Here is a 22,950-nt window from a genome sequence, read left to right as displayed (position 1 = left end):
CGTGTCTTGTATACTCGTAACTTCCCCAAAAGGTAACAGATGTAACAGTTTTTTACCCAATTCTAATGTTGTTACCTTTTCTTTCGTTTCTATCTCCCAAAATATCAAAGAACTTATCTATATAAAACAAATGCTTGTATTTGTATAGATAAACTTTGAGAGATTTTATAAACCTTCAGTCCTATAAAATAATCCTGTTACCAAAACTTATTTGACCACTCCCCCACCCAATGCCTTATATAAACCTACCATTGATGACAATTCATTCAGGATGGCAGTATTAAGAGCTATCTCGGCATCGAAAAACTGACGTTGGGCATCCAGCAGGTCAATATAGCTGATAACGCCGTTTACATACTGCAATTTAGCCAGTTCATGGTACGATTTGGCCGAATTGTATAATGCTTCCTGCGAACGATATACTTCTTTCATCTTATTAAAAGTCACAATGGAATTATTCACTTCTTTAAATACTTCCAGAACAGACTTTTCATAAGTATATACTTCTTGTTCATAAGCGGCCTTCGCGGCATTATGCGTCGCTTTATTTTTTCCCATATTGAATATCGGCCCTGTAAGAACCCCGGAAATAAACCAGGTAGGACTTTTCAGAAAATCGGACAGTTCGTCATTCTCTCCCCCTAAACGTCCTGTCAATCTCAGAGACGGAAACATCTCCGTATAGGAAATCCCTACCCGCGCATTTGCCTCTATTAGTTTTTGCTCTGCCTGTATCATATCGGGGCGCCGCTTCAGGAGGGATGAAGGCATATCCACAGGCAGGTTTTGAGGAATTAACTGGTGATTTATATCATCGCCTATCCTCGATATAGAGCCGGATGGAAATTCTCCTACCAGAACAAACAAATCATTTTCTTTCAGCTTTATTTCATTTTCCAGATTAGGAATCAGGGTTTCAGTACGTGCGAGTTCCACCAGACTTTGCCGGTATGGAATCTCTGATGTCAGGCCGCCTTCATACCGCAATTTGGCAAATCGCACCCCCTCCCGTCTGGCTTCCAGTGTTTGCTTCACTATTGCCAGTTCACGGTCAAGCGCTTTCAGTTCGAAATAAGATTGCGCTACCTGTGCCACAATAGTCAGGTGCAGGGCTCTTTGCGCTTCAACTGTCTGCATATAAGCGGCCACGCCCGCATCATTTGCCCAGCGGAGTTTACCCCACACATCCAATTCCCACGATACGTTCAGGTTTGCCCGCAATTCGGGAGTATATTTACTGTTGTCACCTCCATAGTTCAGATGCTCTTTTTGTCCGGCAAGTTCACCTCCAATCTCAGGAAATAAGTTTGCAAAAGATATACGTTTCTTTGCAGCCATCTCTTTTATACGGGCCACAGCTACGAGCATATCTTTATTGTGGTCGAAGGCCTTGGTAATCAACCCCTGCAAAACAGTATCGGAATATAATCTACTCCAGCCGATATCAGATGCATCGCCAGCAGCCATACTTCCGGCCTCGAAAGTTTGCGGCATATTCATCTCCGGCCGCTCATACTTCTGTCCTATCTTACAGGACGACAGCAAGATGACAGAGACAATCAATATATATTTGAGTTTACTCATTTTCATTCCTTTTTATCAGCTTTTTAATTTTCAAGAACTTAGGTAATTTCAATTCGGGTATTCTTAGTTTTTCTTTAAATTTATAAACCAACACAAAGAAAAACGGTACCAGAATTATACCAAAAGTGATAGCTACAATCATACCGAAAAACACGCCCGTACCAATCGAATGCCTGCTTGCAGACCCCGGGCCAGAAGCTATCACCATCGGCAGCATACCCAGCACAAAAGCCAGCGATGTCATCAGAATAGGACGAAAACGCAGTTTTGCCGCCTGCATAGCCGCAAATATGGGTTGCATGCCCGCATCCACCTGTTCTTTCGCAAATTCGACTATCAATATGGCATTTTTCGCGGCAAGGCCGATAAGGGCAACCAGACCTATCTGAAAATAAATATCATTATCGAGCCCTAAAACCCATATACCTAAGAATGCACCCAATGCCGCAATAGGCAAAGACAATAAAACAGAAATAGGTACCGTCCAACTTTCATACAAAGCCGCCAGAAAAAGGAATACGAAAAGAAAGACCAGTCCCAGCACAACCCCTGTCTGCCCGCTGGCCTTTTGCTCCTGAAACGATAATCCGCTCCATGTCACACCGATATTGTCAGGCAGATGTTCTTTGGCTATACGCTGTATTTCATTCATAACCTGTCCCGAACTGTGCCCGGCAGAGGGTGTCACCTGCATAGATGCAGATGTGTACATATTGAATCGTGTAATATTACCCGGCCCGGTGGTGTAGCTTGTTTTTCCTAAGGCCGTAAGAGGAACCATATCGCCCGTTTTGGTCTTTACGAAGAACAGATTTATATCGTTAGCCGTGGCCCTGTATGATTGGTCGGCCTGTATATAAACTTTATATATACGGTTAAACATATTGAAGTCATTCACATATACCGAACCCAGATAGGCCTTCATTGTAGAGAATATGTCCGACATAGGAACCCCCAGCAGCATGGCCTGATCCCTGTCCACATCGAAATATAACTGAGGGATTTCAGATTGCAAGGAGGATGACACATTCGATATCAACTTCGATTTCTCCGCATAATACATGAATGTATCTGTAGCCGCTACCAAATCGTCCCATTGTGCGTCCGACCTTGCCTGTAGTTTCATTTCCACCCCCCCGGCTGACCCTAACCCCGGGATAACAGGCGGACGGGAGACAAACGACCTGATCTCCGGATAATTATAAAATTCTTTCTGTACATCGCGCATTACTTCATCTACGCCTTTTTTCCTTTCCTTCCACGATTTCAGTATCACAGTAAGCGTAGTGCGCCCTTGGTTTGTACCTACCCGGGGACTGGAGCCTGTCACATTCTGCACATACTCCACATCTTCGAGAGAGTCTACATATCCGATAGCCCTGTCCGTTACAGTACGCATACGCTCCAAAGTAGTTCCTTCAGGCATTTCAAGCTCTACTGTAAAATAACCCTGATCTTCCTGCGGTATAAAACTGGTAGGAACAACCTTATTCAACACAAATATAAAAACCATAACCATCCCGAAGCCCGCTAAAACACGGCGGGGATTACTGATAACCTTCATCAGTATATTTGCGTATTTACTATTCCCGGTGGCTAACCAGTTATTTATCTTACGGAAAACAACATTCTTCTTTTTACCTTCCTCCTCGGGACGCAAGATCAACGCACACATGGCAGGACTTAACGTTAGTGCAACCACTGCCGATATCAATACGGAAACGACTATCGTCACCGAAAACTGCCTGTAAAGCGAACCTGTAATACCATCGAGAAAACTAACAGGAACAAATACGGCGGCCAATACCAGAGACGTAGCAATCAGCGCTCCCGCCAGCTGATTCATCGCCAAATGCGTTGCCTCTCTCGCTCCTATCTTCTTTTCCGCCATAATCCGTTCCACATTCTCCACAACCACTATCGCATCATCGACAACAATACCGATAGACAGCACCAAACCTAACAGTGTTAACATATTGAGAGAGAAACCCATTGCCAGCATAAAACCGAAGGTACCTATCAGAGATATCGGAACTGCAACAATAGGAATGATAGAGGCACGCCAGTTTTGTAACGAAAGGAATACAACTATTATAACAAGCGCCAAAGCCTCAAATAACGTTTTATACACTTCATGGATGGACTCCCCGATATACTCCGTCATATCGAAAGGAATCAGATAATCAAGCCCTTCGGGGAAATCTTGTTTTATCTGTACCATAGCTTCTTTCACCTCTTCGGCCACTTCCATGGCGTTGGCGCCCGGAAGCATATATATGCTCAGCATTGTGGCATATTTTCCGTTCAGTCCGCTTTCGGTACTATAAGATGATGCTTCGAGGGAAACCCTTGCTACATCACGCATACGGATAAACGATCCGTCATTGTTCGCCCTCACTACAATATCCTCGAACTGGCTGACCGTTGACAAACGCCCTTGTGCTGTAATAGGCATCGCCACATCGACATTCACAATGGGTTGCTTACCCAATTCTCCTGCCGCCGACTCCCTGTTCTGGTCTTTCAATGCATCCTGCAAATCTTTTATCGTCAAGCCGAAACTAGCCAACCGATCGGGATATACCCAGATCTGCATACCGTAATAACGGCTACCGACATTGGATACACGCCCTACTCCGGGAATACGCCTGATTACATCGAGTATATTTATTGTGGCATAATTACTCAGGTATATCTCATCATATTTGGGATCATCCGAAGTCAGGGCAATAGTCAATAACTGTCCGGGCGCCTGCTTTTCTACGGTGATGCCACTTTGTAACACCTCGGCAGGCAAGCGGCTCTCGGCCAGTTTTACCCTGTTTTGTATCTCAACCGCCGCAAGGTCTGCATTTGTATTTACATCGAATGTTACAGTTATAGACAATCCCCCGGAATTGGAACTGCCCGACTCCATGTAAATCATACCCGGAGTACCATTCAATTCCTGTTCTATCGGGGTTGCCACAGCCTGCGACACAGTTGTAGCATTTGCCCCGGGATAAGATGCACCGATCTTTACCACCGGTGGCGTTATCTGCGGATATTGCTCTATAGGCAATAACACCAAACCTATAATACCGATTATAACTATCAATAAAGAAAGTACGGTAGATAAAACAGGCCTTTCTATAAAAAATCCGGGCTTCATTATTTATCCTCCTTCTTTGTTTCTTTATTTTTTTCCTGATCTATGATTTTTTGCTCTTCTTCCTTTGTGCGGGGAATTACTTTCTGACCTTGTACCAGTTTCTGATATCCTTCAATCACAATATTTTCCCCTACCGAAAGTCCGCGGGTAACAACAATCTTGTTGTCCTGTTCGGGACCAGTTTCTATATAACGCTTTTCCACTATGTTATTAGGAAAGACGACATATATAAAGGCTCCGCCCTTTTCTATTAAAATCGCTTTCCGGGGAACAACTACAACATTTTCCAAGACATCGAGTAATAATTTAACCCGTGTAAATTGTCCGGGAAGAAGTACCTGGTTCGGATTAGGTAATTCGGCACGTACGCCGAAAGTACCCGTCTTCGGGTCCACTTGGGGTGATGCAAAGTCGACAATACCTTTTTCATTATAGACCGAATTATCTGCCAATGTCACTACAACTGTGGGCTGCCACGAGCGGGTAGTATCCAGTTCTCCGAGATGCACGTTTCTTCTCTGGCTACGCAGATAATCGAGTGATGTAAGTTTAAAATCGACGAGTACCGTATCACGCTTAACAACGGTTGCCAGTAACGACTTCGAATTGCCTACAAGTGTCCCTATATCCACATAACGTTCACTGATATAACCTGACAACGGCGAGCGAACCACAGTATAGCTAAGTTGTAGCTCTGCCTGTTCCAGATCGGCCTTACTCATCGCCACATCGGCCTTAGCCATATTCAATGCTGCCACAGCATTATCCAGATCGAGGCGGCTGGCCGCATTCTGATTATATAACGGTTCGATACGCTTGAGGTCACTCTCGGCTTTCAATTCCTGAGCCTCATCCCTTTTCAGTTGGGCTTTTGCCTTCTCCACTCTGGCCTTGTAAGGTTTATCGTTTATGTAAAATAATGGTTCATTTGCCTTTACTTCCTTGCCTTCGCTGAAAGTCATTTTTTCAAGAAAGCCTTCTACCCGTGCGTGTATCTCCACATTCCGGGAAGCCCTTATTAATCCTACATATTCTCCATAAATTTCGATATTATCTGTTGCTACAGGTTCTACTTCGACAATAGGGGAATCAACTGATGCCTTTTTACACGCACCCAATAATAGTGTACAGAGTAAAGTTGCGGCTAAAGTACGTCCAATGTTATTCATATATAATATGTTGCAGCACACCGGTTAAGGGCATGCGGTTTTTATCCTTCATCATTTATAAAGCGTAATGCTAAATATATCTATATGAAAATGCGAGGCATTCTATTCTTGTAAAGAACACTTTCTACAGATGAATTGTTTACAGTAGAAACAGCCCTAAACATGCGCAAATTTATAGAATATTGATTAAACTTTAACTTAATCGTTTAATAAATAGTATGAATCGCGGTCTTAAAAGACTCTAAAATTCAATAATAAATAGATATTACACACGTGCAATCGTTTGCATAACAAAAAGGTAACATTTACATATTCTTTTAAGCCAAAACAAGATAGGACTTCTCATATTTGTATTGTGAATAAAAGATAACCATGAAACAATATGATTATTTCTATCCATTTAATTTAATCAGATCAATTTGAAATATACACTGGTGAAACAAAACCCTCTTTTGATGCTTATGCAGAAAAAACCACAAAATAGAACATTTTTACCTTCCGGTTTTCTTACTGAAAATTTGGAAGTTATCTCTGTTTTGTTAGAGAGAGAGAGAGAGACTAACTTCTTCACAAAACAATATACTTTACCTCAAATAGCGAAACAGACTATTTGGGGTTAAGCTATTTATGCATATAGCAATAAAACAGAAACTAGTTCTTGATTATCAGACCAACTCTATAGATAAATCAATTTATAAAATAAATCAATATTAATTAAAGTTAATCCTTAATATTATTTCGCATGGAAAGAAAGAGAAAGAGCAGATGCGCAAAAATATTCCTGATTATTATGTTAGGAGTAATCACTTTGTCATCAAGTATGCATGCCCAAAGTGGCACTATTACAGTAAAAGGAAATGTGAAAGACAGCAATGGCGAACCTATCATTAGTGGTAGTGTTGTTGTTAAAGGCACAACGACAGGCACTGTTACCGATTTGGATGGAAATTACGAACTTAAAGCACCCGAAAACGGGACACTAGTTTTCTCATATGTTGGTTTCACTTCACAGGAAATACAGATTGCCGGAAGAACATCTATCGATGTAGTGCTTAGCGAAGATGCCGAACTTCTGAAAGAAGTTGTAATAATCGGTTATGGTAGCGTAAAAAAAGAAGACCTTACTGGTTCAGTAACAGCCATCTCGGCCAACTCCCTGGCTAAAGGGATGGCAACTTCAGCCTCTGACCTGCTTATAGGTAAAGCCCCCGGTGTAAGTGTCGTCACAGACGGTGGTGCCCCCGGATCAGCGGCTAAAATACGCATCCGTGGAGGTTCTTCGATGAAAGCCAGTAACGATCCTCTGATTGTTATCGACGGCGTACCGGTAGACAATACAACGTCTATAAATGGTATGGCCAATCCGTTGGCATCAGTCAATCCTAATGATATTGAGAGTTTCTCCGTATTAAAAGACGCTTCTGCCGCTGCAATTTACGGTTCTCGCGCTTCAAATGGAGTTATTATCATTACTACGAAAAAAGGAAGCTCCGGTAAACCGAAAATCAATTACAATGGAACATTCTCCATCAGTAGTAAAACAGACGATATTGATGTAATGAGCGCTGATAACTTCAGGAATTTTGTAAAATCGAAATATGCTGAAGGCAGCAGTCAGGTAAATGCACTTGGAACAGCCAACACAAATTGGCAGGACGAAATATTCCGTACAGCATTCAGTACAGACCATAATCTAAGCGTAGCCGGAGCTGCAGGAAACTTCCCTTACCGTGTATCAATCGGTTACACTAACGAAAACGGTATCCTAAAAACATCCTATATGGATCGTTGGACCGGATCGGTGAATTTAAATCCGAAGTTTTTTGACAATCATTTGACTGTACAACTTAGTCTAAAAGGAATATACAATACAAACCGTTTCGCTGATACAGGAGCAATCGGAGCCGCAGCAGAATTCGATCCTACCCAACCTGTATATAATAGCGACAGCAAATATGGCAACGGATATTATATGTCTCTTAAAGAGGACGGCACTCCTATTGATATAGGTTTAGCGAATCCAGTGGCAACTTTGAATCAAAAAAGAGATGCATCCAGGGTAAAAAGAAGTATTGGAAATATACAATTTGACTATAAGATGCATTTTCTTCCCGATCTGAGGGCAAATCTTAATCTGGGATATGATATATCTAACAGTATCGGTTGGATTAGTATAGAAGACAACTCTCCATTGAGCTGGGTAACAGGAAACTTCAAAACAGGATTTGGAGAAAACAGAGACTATAAGCAATTGAAACGCAATCAGCTGATGGATTTCTACCTCAACTATGTGAAAGAATTAGGTAGTCACAAGTTTGACGTTATGGGCGGTTATTCATGGCAATATTTCTACAGATCAGAATCTAATATTTATCCATATTCTGAAGCTAAGCAAAACGAATTTGGAGCACTATATTATAAAGATGGTGATAGCTTCAAAACAGAAAATTATCTGATATCTTACTTCGGACGCTTCAACTATACATTTGCAAACCGCTATTTATTAACAGCCACGCTCCGTAATGACGGATCATCCCGCTTTAGCAAAGATAAGCGCTGGGGATTATTCCCTTCTGTAGCTTTAGCTTGGCGGATAACAGAAGAATCATTCATGAAGAACCAGAATTTACTTTCTGATCTGAAACTTCGCCTGGGATATGGTATCACCGGACAACAAAATTTAGGAACCGGAGATTATCCTTATATGGCTAAATACCAATATAGCAAACCGGGAGCAAACTACTACTGGGGAGATGAAAAAGTACAATTGATCCGTCCTAATGCTTACGATTCGGAATTGAAATGGGAGGAAACCACCACTTATAACATCGGTTTGGACTACGGATTCCTTGGCAACCGTATATCAGGAGCTGTAGATCTGTACTATAGAAAGACTAATGATATGTTGAATGAGATACCTATACCTGCCGGATCTAACTTTAGCAATGTACTATTGACCAATATCGGAAATATGACTAATAAGGGTATTGAATTTAATATAACTGCCCGTCCGATTGAAACAAAAGACATTAACTGGTCCCTGTCATACAATGTTTCCTATAATAAAAATGAAATTACAAAACTAGCCGAAGATCCGACCAGCATATTCAGATGGGGAGGTATCACCGGAGGTACAGGTAACCAGGTATTAGTACACAAGACCGGCCAACCTTACGGTACATTCTATGTTTATGAACAAATATATGATACCGACGGCAAGCCAATAGAAGGAGCTTATGTAGATCAGAATAACGATGGTATAATAGACGGAGAAGATTTACGTCCATATAAGAAAGCTTCACCTGACGTATACATGGGATTATCATCTCAATTCTCTTATAAAAACTGGGATTTCAACTTTGCATTGCGTGCCAGTTTTGGAAACTATGTATATAACAATATTCAGTCAAATCGTGAAGCTTATGGCGGAGCCTGGTTAATGGACCCTACCGGATTCCTTAAAAACAGGGTAAGTAGTGCATCTTATACCAATTTCAGTCAGGCACAGTTTATCTCTGATTACTATATACAGAATGCATCTTTCTTAAGAATGGACAATATCTCTTTAGGATATACATTCCTGAAGCCATTCAAAGGACTGGAATCGGCACGTCTGTATGCAACCGTTCAGAATCCTTTCATTATCACCAAGTATAAAGGCTTGGACCCTGAGTTCAATAACGATGGTATAGACAATAATATCTATCCTCGCCCACGTATTTATATGCTTGGTTTAAGTCTCAATTTTTAACATTAAACAGATTAGAACATGAAATCACTGAAATATAAATTTATGACTGTTATGGCTGTTGCCTTAAGCACATTAGCTATAACATCATGTACAGACGATTTAAATACACTACCTATCGATCCCAATGAAGTAGTTGGCGAAACTGTGTATGGCAAAGAAATAGGAGCCTACAAGTCCGGATTAGCCAAGATATATGCAGGTTTGGCTATTTCGGGAAATAAAGGAGGGGATGACGAATCGGATGTAGCCGGAGTAGACGGGGGTAGTCAGGCCTCATTCCTTCGCGGATTATGGAACTTGCAGGAACTTCCCACAGATGAAGCTCACTGCTGCTGGGGAGACATCGGTATAAACGATTTTAATACCCTTACATGGAATTCTACCAATGTTTTTGTTAAAGGAATGTATTACAGACTATACTATCAAATAAATTTATCGAATGAATACCTTCGTGAAACATCAGAAGATAAACTATCGTCAAGAGGTGTAGAGGAAAGTGTAAAATCAGAGATACGCATTCTACGTGAAGATGCCCGTTTTATGAGAGCATTGGCATATTATTATCTACTGGATATGTTCCGTAATGTACCATACGTTACAGAAGAAAGTGTTGTAGGAAAAGAATCCGCACCTCAGATAATGGCCAAAGATTTATTCGCGTATATCGAAAAAGAGCTTACTGAATGCCAAAACGGCTTATTAGATCCTTTTGTTGGATACAACAGCAAAAATTATGGACGTGTGACCAAAGCCGCCGCATGGTCTCTTCTTTCACGCTTATATCTGAATGCCGAAATATATACCGGGGAGAAAAAGTACACTGAAAGTTTGACATACAGCAAACAAGTATTAAGCGTAGGATATGAACTGGAACCGAAATATGCAGACATATTCAAGGCCGACAATGGCAAATCTAAAGAAATGATTTTCCCGATACGCTATGAGGGGGCAGACACTCAGACATGGGGTGGAATGACATTCCTTCTTTGTAGTACAGTGCCTTCAGCTATGCAGGCTGAGATTAACGCACAAGGTGCATGGCAAGGCAACCGCGCCCGGGTTTCATTGCAGGAAACATTTACCAAACAAAGTAATAATAGCAAGGATATCCGTTATACTATGCTATATCCTGCTTTGGCTGACAACATAAATATTGTAGACCCTTCTAATTACAAGAACGGTATACCTGTGGTAAAATTCTCCAATGTTAACAAAGACGGATCTTTACCGGCAAGCAATATTGCATATACAGATTTCCCTTTATTCCGTTTAGGTGAAATATACCTGAATTATGCCGAAGCAGTTCTCCGTGGGGGAACCGGAGGGTCAGAAGCTACAGCCCTCACATATATAAACGATCTTCGCAAACGTGCCTACGGCAACGATGCAAGCGCAGAAATAAGCCAGGCCAATCTCACTTTAGACTTTATTCTGGATGAAAGAGGACGTGAATTATTCTATGAGGCTCAACGCCGGACAGACCTTGTACGTTTCGATAAACTCACCACAGGATCTTACACATGGCAATGGAAAGGTGGAACATATGGAGGAACATCTGTAGATAAAAAATTCAATATATATCCTATTCCGGCTGATGATATGGGAGCTAATCCTAATCTGACTCAGAATGAAGGCTATAATTAACCATCTCTAAATAAAAAAACACATCAGAATATGAAAAAGTTAAATATACTACTGACTTGCTTCATCGCTTTGTTCATCTTTGTTGCCTGTTCCAACGATGATGATCACATAAAACTGGGAGATGAAAGCAACATTGAAAAACCGGTGTTTACACAAAGTACGCTTCAGGATTTTGTTATAGACAAGGATACTAAAATGTCTGAAAAAATAGGAACATGGTCGTGGACAAGAACCGATTATAATATACAGGCTGCACCGGTTTATACCATTGAAGCGGCGACAAGTTCAACCTTTGAAAATGCTCAAGCTATAGTAACATCATACTCAAACAGTACAGAAATAACATATAAAGTGTTGAATGACGCTGCATTATTATTTGTGAAGGAATCTCAACCAATAACACTCTATTTACGTTTGAGAACAGGGCTTAATACCGTAGGGACAGGCCCGGTTTTCTATTCCGACATAAAAAGCGTTACATTCACTTGCTATGTCGCATTTCCTAAAGAACTATATATGGTGGGAGCTGATTTCGGAAATTGGAACTGGGATTCGGATGGAATCGTTTCATTAATTCCTATACAAAATAATGATGGAGAGGATGGTGCATTCTGGTGCATCAAATATCTCACTGCCGGCAACGGCTTTAAATGGTCTCCTGACAAGACTTGGGGTACTGCTTACGGAAAGATGGATACAAACACAGGCTTCTCCAATGATGGTGATGGAAATGCTGTTGTCGCTACAACCGGATTGTATGTAATATTCGTAAACTATCCGGACAAAGCAATTGCCATCGAACCGGCTAAGGTATATGGTATGGGAGACGCTTTCGGTGGATGGGACACAGGTAAATATCCTTTCACTATAACCGGAAACAAAGCCACAATTGTAACAGTAGCATCAAACAATTTGAGGATGTATGCATCTTCAAATGCTATAGATGCTTATAATAGCGATTGGTGGAGACATGAGTTCAATATATTCAGTGGAAAGATCGTTTATCGCGCTACAGGAGGAGATCAAGATGCTGTTCCTGTTGCAGCCGGCAAAACAATCACTCTCGACTTTAATGCTGGAACTGGAACTATCGAATAAATACTTTAATAAATACTCTGTTTAGAAAAAGTGGGGACATGTCCCCACTTTTTCTTTTTGCCCCCTTGCAAACGTTTGCAAACTTTTTAGCCCGCTTTAATAATTGCGCAGACTACTATTAACCCTTTAAAAGCGTTTCTTTGCTGTGTAAAACTTTTAAAAGAATCATGAAGAAAGTAATAAGTATTTCCATTTTTATCAGCTTTTGTTTAATATTCCAGACAATGAAAGCACAGGAACTAAAATCACCGGACGGAAATCTCACTCTGAAATTCTCTATCCAGAACGGAGGCATACCGGCATATGCTCTAACATATAAAAACAAAGATGTTATAAAAACATCCAAACTCGGACTGGAACTGAAAGACGACAGTGACGCGCATACAGACTTCAGCGACTTTTCGATTAAACAAAGAGACAATAAACAAAATGAAGATAAAGTATCTTTGCTGAACGGCTTTGAAATAACAGATACTAAAACCGCTACATTTGACGAATCGTGGAAACCGGTTTGGGGAGAAGTAAGCCAAATTCGTAACCACTATAACGAACTAGCCGTTACTCTGAACCAGAAATCGACAGACAGACATATCGTTATCCGTTTCCGTTTGTTCGATGACGGGCTGGGATTCCGTTATGAGTTCCCTGAGCAAAAAAATCTTACATACTTCGTAATCAAAGAAGAAAGAACCCAGTTTGCCATGGCCGGAGATCATAAAGCATTCTGGATACCGGGCGATTATGATACACAGGAATATGATTATACAACATCTAAGCTATCTGAAATCAGAGGATTGATGAGTAAGGCTATTACACCGAACTCATCTCAGACACCATTCTCTGAGACTGGGGTGCAAACAGCATTGATGATGAAAACCGACGATGGATTATATATCAATCTTCACGAAGCGGCATTAATCAATTACTCTTGTATGCATCTCAATCTTGATGATAAGAATATGATATTCGAATCATGGCTCACTCCCGATGCACAAGGTTACAAAGGCTATATGCAGGCTTCGTGCAACACACCATGGCGTACGGTTATCGTAAGCGACGATGCCCGCAATGTGCTGGCTTCACACATCACACTTAACCTGAATGAGCCTTCTAAGATAGAAGATACATCATGGATCAAACCTGTAAAATATATCGGAGTATGGTGGGAAATGATTACAGGGAAAAGCTCTTGGGCATACACTGATGATGTATATAGCGTACAACTGGGTGTTACCGATTACAGTAAAACTAAACCAAATGGTAAACACGCCGCTAATACTGAACATGTGAAAGCGTATATCGACTTTGCGGCATTACATGGTTTCGACGGTGTACTTGTAGAAGGATGGAATGTAGGATGGGAAGACTGGTTCGGCAAATCGAAAGATTATGTATTCGACTTTGTGACTCCTTATCCCGACTTCGATGTTAAAGAGCTTAATACATATGCAAAAAGTAAAGGTGTAAAAATCATCATGCACCACGAGACTTCATCGTCGGTACGCAATTATGAACGACATATGGACAAAGCTTATCAATTCATGGTTGACAATGGATACAACTCTGTTAAAAGCGGCTATGTAGGCAATATTATCCCTCGTGGCGAGCATCATTACGGACAATGGATGGTAAATCACTACCAGTATGCTTTCGAAAAAGCTGCCGGTTATAAGATCATGGTAAATGCCCACGAAGCAGTACGTCCGACAGGTGTATGCCGTACATGGCCAAACCTCATAGGGAACGAATCGGCTCGCGGAACAGAATACCAGGCATTTGGCGGTAACAAGCCGAACCATGTCACTGTACTTCCTTTCACCCGCCTTATCGGAGGCCCGATGGATTATACTCCGGGTATCTTCCAGATGGATGTAAGCAAATACAATCCTGACAACAATTCGCATGTGAACAGTACACTGGCCAATCAACTGGCACTGTATGTAACCATGTACAGCCCGTTACAGATGGCTGCCGATCTGCCCGAAACATATAATCAGTATCTCGATGCATTCCAGTTCATTAAAGATGTCGCTATAGACTGGGACGAGAGCAAATATCTGGAAGCTGAACCAGGTGAATATATTACGGTTGCCCGTAAAGCAAAAAATTCAAATAACTGGTTCGTTGGTAGCGTATGTGACGAGAACGGGCGCACATCAAATGTCACATTCGAATATCTGGATCCGGCCAAAACATACATCGCAACGATATACAGCGATGCGAAGGACGCTCACTACAAAACAAATCCTCAGGCATACACTATCCGCAAAGTAGTGGTAACCAGCAAGTCGAAGTTATCACAGCTATGCGCACCTGCCGGAGGTTACGCCATCAGCATTATAGAAGCTGATAAGGCACAAACAAAAGGATTGAAAAGACTGTAAAAGGTTAAGATTCTAAATTGGTTATCAAATGGTTGAAAAAACGCTCCTTATTGGAGCGTTTTTTATTGCTTTAAGCTATCCGGTAAATTGAATATATCCTCTTTTTTTCTGGTAATAATTTCTTATTTTCATTCTTATTAATTTAGCTATTTACTCGTCATTATCTTTAATACCAATTTGTCTGTTTCCTGCATACCAACAGCACCAATACTGGTCAAATTTTCAATGGTCTTATCCACATCGTCATCCACGATACCTTCTAAAGATGATACTACCTTGTGTTCCATTGCCATGATGGCTGAAAGAACAGCTGTAGATACACCGCTCGATATTTTAAGAGCACAGCTGGGCTTTGCTCCGTCACAAATCATACCGGTTATATTTCCCACCATATTTTTCACAGCAAAAGTGACCTGACTATAATCCCCTCCCATCAGATGAGTAATACCACAACTGGCACCTGTTGCCGCCGCCACACAACCGCACAAAGCTGAAAGGCGACCAAGTTTTTGTTTTATATATACAACTGTCAGATGACTAAGTATCAATGCCCTGACAAGTTCATCCTCCGTACAGTTGGTATCTTCGGCAAAACTAAGTACAGGCAGGGTTGCCGTAATACCCTGATTTCCGCTACCCGAATTGCTCATAACGGGAATCATCGCCCCATCCATACGGGCATCACAAGCCGCTGCTGTATATGACATCATATGTGAAAGCATGGAATCTCCGAATATCTTTTTACCTAAAGTGCCGGTAACTGTTTTAGCAACATTATGCCCGTAATTACCCTCATGCGATAACTTTGAAGCCTTTCTGTTCAGTTCCGCTGCCTCAAGGATAAAACGTATATCCCCTACCGGAACAGTAGTAGCGAATTCATATACCTTTGCAAAAGTCAATGTAACTTCATCTTTACAAACATCTCCATTCTCATTACAAACCTCATCGCAAAATACATCTCCGTTTTTAGCTATATATGAAAAATTTGTATGCGTTCCACGGATGACAGCTTGAGCTTCATCCACTCCTGCTATACAATGTACCTCTATGTACAGGTTGTCTGTAATACTTTCTTTCAGGGCTATTTCCAAACGTTTTTCCGAGATATATTGTTTTCCTTGCTCAACATCCCCCAGAGTAAGATCTTTCAGTACCTGCAAGCCATATTCACTCTTTCCGATAAGAGCACCCAAAGCCACTGCAATAGGCAAGCCTACCATACGGGTTCCGGGTATACCTACCCCCATAGCATTTTTCAAAACATTGGCACTCAGATATACTTTTATTCTCTCAGGTTGCGTTCCAAGCACTTCGGTAGCCTTTGACACACACAATGATACAGCAATAGGTTCGGTGCAACCAATAGCCGGCACAACTTCTTTTTTAATCAAACTTACAATTTGCTCTTTTTCCAATGAGTTAATCATAGCTTATTACTATATTTAGTATTCTATATACAAAGATATTGAATTAATTGTGTCATTAATCTCAAAGAGCCTGTTTAAGAGAAAGTTTTTTATTATCCCAAAGATATCTGGCATAGCAGAAGACGATGCATAATAAAAAGACCAGACTGGTGTTAAAAAAGAAACAAAGGTTGCTCCTCTAAAATAAGGAACAACCTCTGTCTTACAAAACCATTTACATAAAATTAATAATCTGCATCCAGAGAACTTTCCGGTGCCTGATCTATCAATTCCATAAACTGATCCAGCTTAGGAGTAATAATTATCTGTGTCCTGCGATTAAGCGCTTTTCCTTCTACGGTGCTATTGCTCGCAACAGGGTTATACTCTCCGCGTCCTCCTGCGGTCATACGTTTAGGATCCACTCCATAGTTGTTTTGCAATGCCTGAACTACCGAAGACGCACGTAATGTACTCAAGTCCCAGTTGTTACGGATATTAGGACGGGAAATCGGATCTGTGTCGGTATTTCCTTCTACCAACACATCATAATCTTTATAATCCAGGATGATCTTTGCAATCTTACTAAGTATCTCCCCTGCCTTTTCGCTTATCTCATAGCTTCCCGAACGGTACAGCATATTGTCTGACAAAGAAATGTACACAACACCTTTCAGCACTTTAATATCCAAATCCTGCATTTCACTGCGGGAAAGCGAACGGGTAAGATTATTAACCATTACAAGGTTCAAAGAATCCGACTTGTTTTTGGCCTCTACCAGATGTTGTATAAAACGGTTCGATGCATTAATCTCATCCAATAGTTTAGCAATATTCACATTACCTTGAGAACTTTGCGCCAGACTCTTGTTCAATGAATTTTGAAGCTCGGCATAAGCAGCACGCAAATCCGCATTATTTTGTTGTGCTTCCCGCAACCTATCTTCAAGACTTGCTACACGGGTGTTACTTTCTCTCAGCTGTAACTGGCCTTCCTGATAATCGTTTTTCAACAGATTATAATCTGCTTCCAGATTCCTGAACTTACTTTTACTCACACAACTTGTAAACAGAATGCTCGCTGTCAGTATCAACAATGTCCAAATAAAATGTCTCATAAATCTTATATTATTATTTAAACCTATTATAAATATAACAATACAGCTTCTTATTTGTTTTAGCCAATTATTCAGGATATAACCTATTAATTATTAAATAGTGGACTTAAATGTATGTGTTACCAAAGACAACAAAACAACTGTCCCGCAGCCTATCTTTTCTAAATCGAACCTATTATTTGGTCTATGACTCTTAATATGCTATTTTTGTAGAACAAAACTTTTATGTGCTGATGAAATGAGTGCAAAGAAAAAAATATATGCTATAATCAACCCGAAATCGGGAACGTCATCAAAACAAAACCTTCCACACAAAATAGCGGAAACATTTGATGCACACAAATTTGATGTCCATATATTTATTACGGGTTATGCCGGACATGGATCTGAAATTGCCAGACAAGCTATCAGAGATAAGGTAGACTATGTGATTGCAGTAGGCGGTGATGGTACCGTAAACGAAGTAGCACGCACATTAGTCAATTCCGACACGGCTTTAGGCATCATCCCCCTGGGTTCTGGCAATGGTCTGGCCCGTGACCTGAACATTTCTACTGACGCAAAGAAAGCTATGGGTATTATTCTGGATGAAAATATCATATCCATCGATTATGGAATGGTAAACAACCGCATATTCTTTTGCACCTGCGGAGTGGGATTTGACGCCGAGGTAGCCGCAATGTCCTCAGGTAAAAAGACAAGAGGCTCGTTTATGTACTTCAAGAATATGCTCGAAACCTTTATCCGGCAAAAGCCCGAAACCTATGAAATAATATGCCCCGAAGGTACTATAAAAGACAAGGCATTTGTCGTTACCTGCGCTAATGCTTCACAATATGGGTACAATGCGCATATAGCTCCCCACGCCGATATACAGGACGGTATGATGAATATCGCCATACTAAAACCATTATCTATACTGGACGTTCCGCAAACATCCCTGCAACTATTTACAAAGAAAATAGATGAGAGCAGTAAAATGATCGAACTGATTACCAATGAAGTTACAATCAAGCGCGAAAGCGAGGGTATGATGCATATCGACGGCGATCCTGTAGAAATGGGTAAAGAGATACATGTAAAAATTATACCACAAGGACTGAAAGTACTGGTACCGGCAAATCCACCCAAAAAGCATCCGTTAGATCCACAGGAAGTACTGATGCGAATAGCGGATACCTTTTTCTGAAACCGGATTATTAAAAGTTCAGGTTAAACGACACCCTGAAACCATCCTTATCTACATTCGGATGATCGAGATAGTTTATCCGGCGTACATAATCGATACGGAATAGCTTAAAAATATTCTCTATTCCTATATTATATTCCATGTATGGGCCCCTATTGGTAGTATATGTGTCCTGAGGAAAGATGAGCAGATTTCTATTATGTTCCGGATTGTTCTTATTATTCAACGAGCCTATAAAACCACGGAAGCCAAACACTTCCCGCCATTTCAGGACTTTAAGAAAAGGAACCCTGTTGAGAAACCACCCGCCCATATGGTAATATATTTCCCATGAAGCCTGCGCGTCGTGCACAAATTCGAGTGGTTCTATCAGATAGTAGTTTCCCCGCTGTATAGTATATGAACTATTGGCGCTGGGTGTAACCAGAAACGGGAACGGTGTTTCGCCCCATATTTTTTCAGCCTGTGCTGTCAGATAAAGTTTGCCGTATGGAGCAATCCAAAACTGCTTGGATATGGCCAGTGACGTTTTATTATAATGGTACTGACCTCCCAAAACATCCTCGAGAGCCATGGTATGTGTCAGGTTCATCACAAGCCGCGGGGAAGGGATGGAATGCCTCTTCCTACGCTGCTGAAAGAACTTTTCATTCGGGGCATAACGCAGGGCAAGCATGACCTCGGTGGTCTTTACCTTGTCCACAGCATATACATTCCCGTTTTCATCCATTTTCTCAAATACGATATTGGCTGCAGGGCGCTCATCAAAAGTCTGACCGGTAAGTTTAAATGAGAATCCCCCATAAAACTCTTTATCCCAGGCGATCTGAGTCTGACGGTTATATGTCATTTTAGAATTACCCGATGCCTGTATCGACATCAGTATATTGTCCCGTTCGGCCTGAGTATAGCGTTGCCCCAAAGTATTTATATCGTATTTATAGGCAACTATCAGGTTATTTTTCGGATACTCATCCTTATGCTTCTCTATCTTGTCGAAAGCCCATGTGGCCTCGCCGTAATATTTAAATTTATCATCCCTGGTTCCATAAGCTCCGTAGCCATAGAAGAAAAGATGCTGATGAAGATTCTTTGTTGTAGAGAGCGTCATACGAAAACGGTTACCTTCCGTTTTATTGAAACTGTAGAATGTAGGAATAGTCCCTATCTCCAGCTTATTTGTCTCAGGATCTTTCGATGTAGGAAAATACCCGGTGGATAAAATGTCGCCGGTCCTCAATAACAATCTGAACAGAAATACCTTATTTACATCTTCCAGCATTTCATCCATCCGGTAGTCTTTTTTATGTTCATCAGGCCGGTTATCTGCCCAGAAATTCTTATCTCTCTTCAAATAATCTTTTTCAAATACCTCCGGGGCACTGAGAGCAAAAACCGGGTCCATAGGCTGATTTTCAACAAAATCTACATATGTACGGGTTTTATCTATATAGAATTTAACAAGATCGGCCATCGTCACATCAATGGCCATCCGCTCTTCCATCGGAATCCATTTATTATCTGCCGATTTTCTGAAATCGTGCTGAATAATAAGTTCCTGAACAAAGTTTATATTCATTTTCTTAGGAGTCCTTATCACAGCTCTCTTTACAGCATACATGCTATCGAGAGAGATATACAGATTACCGGTAAAACCGATATCGCGGGAATTGAAAGGTGCAAAGTCGAGTTTTACATAACGATCCTGATCTATCGTTACCGTATCTGACAAATACCAGCGGTAAAAGTTAACGGCACTATGTTCGCTCAATGGACTCACAAAGGGTTGCAGAAGTAAATTAATCGAATTATCATATATAGATATATCTTTAAAAACTTCCTTTATTATAGCATCAAGTCCCTCTGTATCGAATGTCTTATCCAGTCCTTCGATATGGTAGCCCTTCACAATACGTTTGGTCGAATTATTTTCTTTTTTATAAAATACATCTGAGATTCTTTCGCGGATAGAGAAAGGTAATATAACTTTATTATCAATCATCGACGTATCTGCGTAATTGGGCAGGAACTTATATTTTTTCAGCAGAGGCATATCGGGATGATATTCATTCAGTGCAAAAAATATCCGTTCATATTCCTTATACTGGTAGTAACTGAAATCAGTTATATTATTCTCTTCCTTGTGAGCTATCACTTTCTTTATCAGTTCCACCGCAGGATTGTTTTTCTTAGAATATTTCTCTTTCTGGGGACGAACAATAACTTCCGTTAATAATTTATCCTCCGGTTCGAGGCTTATTTCTATTGTTGTCGTTTTACCTATGGGAATTGTTATCGTTTCGGGCTTATATCCTAAAAGGGAAGCGGTAACAGATGAATAATTCCCTCTGTTGCTCAATCTGAATTCACCTTCTTCATCCGAAAATGTGCCGATAGTCGTCTTATCGAAAACGACGGTCACAAAAGGTAGTTTCTCCTTTGTGACAGCATCTCTGACAACGCCCCGTACAGTTGTGAAAGACTGGGCACATACAGTACCACAAACGATGAAAAAGAAAGACAACAGGAGTATCATCTTTCTTCTGATAATATATTGTGGCATTTCACTCATTCAGTTAAAACGTTTTTCTTTTTTTGTTTCTTAGATTCTCATCTATTTTTGATTATCCTCTCCTCCACTACTATCAGCTCCCATATAGTATATATTCTCCGGGCCTTTTCCTGACCGGGCTCTTATTCCCTTCAAACGGGCTGCATAGTGGGCTATATTTTTTATTATTATCAACATAATCGGGCTTAGACTAATACAACGTCGTGACACCAAATCCTCTCTAAAAGAGCCTGACAGCAAAATGTATATAAAATAAAGTTTGATACAGGTTTCCTCATTTTTTTATATAGAAGTTATTGCAATCAGTCGTTGAAAGTGACAAAGGTAACACATTTTTCAGTTATCAGTCAATAGTTATCCGGCGAACATAAATGTAACTCTTTTAACTTACTACCCATTACTTAAAACTTATTACTTGCTAAAACTTGACAAATCTGACACTTTTTTTATTGTTTTCATCTTCTTATTTCACCTTTTTTAACTATGTATAGTTAAAAAGTAACGAAAGTAACAGAAAAATCAATTAATAATTAAGAATGAAAAATTAATAACTTGATTGTCATGCTGAGTGGAGCGAAGCATCTCGTCAGTGAACAGTCATCAGTTAATAACTTGTATCTCGTGTCTTGTCTACTCGTATCTCATATAACTTAAAACTTACTACTTGTTAAAAAAGTAACAAAAGTAACAATCTTTCCGGAGTTTTTTACTCTGTCGGCTTTTTGTTATTATATACACTTGTTATCTGCATTATAGATAAAAATATATGACTAAAGTAACACCTGATTTTTAAATTCTGATTCACATAGGTTATAAAAAATCAAGAGCAAATGTAATTAAATCTACCGTCGATTCACTTATGTTAGATGTATGCAACATACATTTAGTTGCAGGTGTTATGATTTTTTAATTAATTTAAGTGGCCTGTTTATAACTTGTGCTATTTATCAATGGCATGGAAAGTTCTCTCCTAGTCGTTTTTTTTACCGTGGCAAGCGATAACCATAGCCGGACTAGTCTCCGGCGTATGTTCTAATCCTTTACGCATCGCACAGAAAAGCCATACTCCTTATAAGCCATAACAAAGCTCAGTCCATCCCCCATAACCACCAGCCCTAAGCAGTACGCTGAGCCTAAGCTATAACTATCGCTTGCGATGTAAAACCCACGGCTCACCTGTATGCAGTCGTTCCAATTTGAGTAATTGCGTTCGCCCGCTGCAGGTAAGAAGAGCTCTTGATCCCGGTCCATAAAAGAGTAGCCGTTAGTGCCACTGGAATTTCTGTCAACGATCCATGCGTTCTTTTTAGCGTTTAGTCGCGCTAGTTCGAATGAGCTCGGAACCCTCCAGCCACTAGGACACGGGTTTTGAGTGTTCATATCCCATTCTGAGGTTCCATCGTAAGAGGGCGGTGAGCAAGGGGTTTCTTGAGCATCTACAAATTGGTTTGTATTGCCGTTCCACCCGGCAGCGCCCCTTCCGTACGCATAGTACATGCCAAAATCAGTTTCATTGGCTGCAAATGTCCCGGGCACGTCGACATTGGCCAGCGCCCATTTCACACCGTTGATCTCCACATAATCCTTAACAGGTATTTCCGGCCTCGGCACTTCTATCCCGGGATTCGTTTCCCATCCGGCCACTTCATTAACATCCAGTCCGACGAATCTAAGTCCCTGTCCGTCTCCTATTACGATGTTAAACTCATAGGCTTTGCCCGGCTCGAATACAAAGCCGTCGCCCGAGGCGTTGAATCCCCTTGTCCAGTAGTCCCCGACCGCCTTGCAGGCTGTATGGTCGCTCCCGTTGAGCGAGTACTCTATCTCTACATAAAAGTCATCCGCTGTTCCTGTATTGGGAGTAGCCGGGACTGAGCACTG

Annotated in this window: 12 protein-coding genes and 1 pseudogene; 5 read left to right on the top strand and 8 right to left on the bottom strand. The window is 40.8% G+C overall.

Annotated features, from left to right (window positions below; translation table 11 throughout):
• Positions 1-207: 207 nt before the first annotated feature.
• Genes B3317_RS10335 through B3317_RS10325 form a run of 3 tightly spaced genes read right to left on the bottom strand, consistent with a single transcriptional unit; the run spans position 208 to position 5,904 of the window.
• The gene (locus B3317_RS10335) at positions 208-1,590 is read right to left on the bottom strand and encodes an efflux transporter outer membrane subunit (protein ID WP_291111198.1); all 1,383 of its coding nucleotides are present in this window, start codon (positions 1,588-1,590) and stop codon (positions 208-210) included.
• Positions 1,577-4,735 carry an efflux RND transporter permease subunit gene (locus B3317_RS10330; protein ID WP_291111196.1) on the bottom strand — a complete coding sequence of 1,053 codons (3,159 nt, stop codon included), beginning with the start codon at positions 4,733-4,735 and terminating at the stop codon, positions 1,577-1,579. Before B3317_RS10330 ends, B3317_RS10335 begins: the two co-directional genes overlap by 14 nt.
• On the bottom strand, positions 4,735-5,904 hold the full coding sequence (locus B3317_RS10325; protein WP_291111194.1) for an efflux RND transporter periplasmic adaptor subunit: 1,170 nt from the start codon (positions 5,902-5,904) through the stop codon (positions 4,735-4,737). The genes B3317_RS10330 and B3317_RS10325 overlap by 1 nt, the downstream gene beginning before the upstream one ends.
• Before the next feature lie 742 nt (positions 5,905-6,646).
• Here B3317_RS10325 and B3317_RS10320 point away from each other — a divergent pair.
• From B3317_RS10320 to B3317_RS10305, 4 genes are all read left to right on the top strand, one after another.
• On the top strand, positions 6,647-9,655 hold the full coding sequence (locus B3317_RS10320; protein ID WP_291111192.1) for a SusC/RagA family TonB-linked outer membrane protein: 3,009 nt from the start codon (positions 6,647-6,649) through the stop codon (positions 9,653-9,655).
• 18 nt (positions 9,656-9,673) lie between these two features.
• On the top strand, positions 9,674-11,299 hold the full coding sequence (locus B3317_RS10315; protein WP_291111191.1) for a RagB/SusD family nutrient uptake outer membrane protein: 1,626 nt from the start codon (positions 9,674-9,676) through the stop codon (positions 11,297-11,299).
• A 30-nt stretch (positions 11,300-11,329) separates the two neighbouring features.
• Positions 11,330-12,397 (top strand): SusF/SusE family outer membrane protein, encoded by a 1,068-nt coding sequence (locus B3317_RS10310; protein WP_291111190.1) that lies wholly within the window; start codon positions 11,330-11,332, stop codon positions 12,395-12,397.
• Positions 12,398-12,564: 167 nt separating this feature from the next.
• A complete protein-coding gene (locus tag B3317_RS10305) occupies positions 12,565-14,781 on the top strand; it encodes a glycoside hydrolase family 97 protein (protein WP_414647489.1) in 2,217 nt (738 codons plus the stop codon).
• A gap of 146 nt (positions 14,782-14,927) precedes the next feature.
• Here B3317_RS10305 and B3317_RS10300 read toward each other — a convergent pair whose 3' ends face one another.
• Complete coding sequence (locus B3317_RS10300) at positions 14,928-16,211, bottom strand: serine dehydratase subunit alpha family protein (protein ID WP_291111188.1); 1,284 nt, start codon at positions 16,209-16,211, stop codon at positions 14,928-14,930.
• A 224-nt stretch (positions 16,212-16,435) separates the two neighbouring features.
• Positions 16,436-17,308, bottom strand: a complete 873-nt coding sequence (locus B3317_RS10295; RefSeq protein ID WP_291111187.1) for an OmpA/MotB family protein — start codon at positions 17,306-17,308, stop codon at positions 16,436-16,438.
• Between the two features lie 238 nt (positions 17,309-17,546).
• Between B3317_RS10295 and B3317_RS10290 the strand changes: the two genes are divergently transcribed.
• Positions 17,547-18,497, top strand: coding sequence for a diacylglycerol/lipid kinase family protein (locus B3317_RS10290; RefSeq protein WP_291111186.1), 951 nt, complete (start codon positions 17,547-17,549; stop codon positions 18,495-18,497).
• 10 nt (positions 18,498-18,507) lie between these two features.
• Here B3317_RS10290 and B3317_RS10285 read toward each other — a convergent pair whose 3' ends face one another.
• The 3 genes and pseudogenes from B3317_RS10285 to B3317_RS10275 form a co-directional block, all read right to left on the bottom strand.
• Entirely contained in the window at positions 18,508-21,069 is a 2,562-nt protein-coding gene (locus tag B3317_RS10285; protein WP_291111184.1) for a DUF5686 and carboxypeptidase-like regulatory domain-containing protein, read from the bottom strand.
• Between the two features lie 42 nt (positions 21,070-21,111).
• Positions 21,112-21,246, bottom strand: a complete 135-nt coding sequence (locus tag B3317_RS10280; protein ID WP_291111182.1) for a hypothetical protein — start codon at positions 21,244-21,246, stop codon at positions 21,112-21,114.
• Between the two features lie 855 nt (positions 21,247-22,101).
• Positions 22,102-22,950, bottom strand: a pseudogene (locus B3317_RS10275) (hypothetical protein); the annotation flags it as partial.

The sequence above is a fragment of the Dysgonomonas sp. UBA7710 genome, assembly GCF_002482385.1.
Lineage (GTDB): Bacteria > Bacteroidota > Bacteroidia > Bacteroidales > Dysgonomonadaceae > Dysgonomonas.
Note: the sequence above shows the minus strand (reverse complement) of the source record. Positions and strands in the feature narration are given on the sequence as shown.

What these genes read in the sequence shown, in the direction of transcription:
- B3317_RS10320 (WP_291111192.1), top strand. Translation starts at nt 6,647, where the DNA reads ATGGAAAGAAAGAGAAAGAGCAGATGCGCAAAAATATTCCTGATTATT.
- B3317_RS10310 (WP_291111190.1), top strand. Translation starts at nt 11,330, where the DNA reads ATGAAAAAGTTAAATATACTACTGACTTGCTTCATCGCTTTGTTCATC.
- B3317_RS10290 (WP_291111186.1), top strand. Translation starts at nt 17,547, where the DNA reads ATGAGTGCAAAGAAAAAAATATATGCTATAATCAACCCGAAATCGGGA.
- B3317_RS10295 (WP_291111187.1), bottom strand. Translation starts at nt 17,308, where the DNA reads ATGAGACATTTTATTTGGACATTGTTGATACTGACAGCGAGCATTCTG.
- B3317_RS10300 (WP_291111188.1), bottom strand. Translation starts at nt 16,211, where the DNA reads ATGATTAACTCATTGGAAAAAGAGCAAATTGTAAGTTTGATTAAAAAA.
- B3317_RS10285 (WP_291111184.1), bottom strand. Translation starts at nt 21,069, where the DNA reads ATGAGTGAAATGCCACAATATATTATCAGAAGAAAGATGATACTCCTG.
- B3317_RS10280 (WP_291111182.1), bottom strand. Translation starts at nt 21,246, where the DNA reads ATGTTGATAATAATAAAAAATATAGCCCACTATGCAGCCCGTTTGAAG.
- B3317_RS10325 (WP_291111194.1), bottom strand. Translation starts at nt 5,904, where the DNA reads ATGAATAACATTGGACGTACTTTAGCCGCAACTTTACTCTGTACACTA.
- B3317_RS10335 (WP_291111198.1), bottom strand. Translation starts at nt 1,590, where the DNA reads ATGAAAATGAGTAAACTCAAATATATATTGATTGTCTCTGTCATCTTG.
- B3317_RS10330 (WP_291111196.1), bottom strand. Translation starts at nt 4,735, where the DNA reads ATGAAGCCCGGATTTTTTATAGAAAGGCCTGTTTTATCTACCGTACTT.
- B3317_RS10305 (WP_414647489.1), top strand. Translation starts at nt 12,565, where the DNA reads ATGAAGAAAGTAATAAGTATTTCCATTTTTATCAGCTTTTGTTTAATA.
- B3317_RS10315 (WP_291111191.1), top strand. Translation starts at nt 9,674, where the DNA reads ATGAAATCACTGAAATATAAATTTATGACTGTTATGGCTGTTGCCTTA.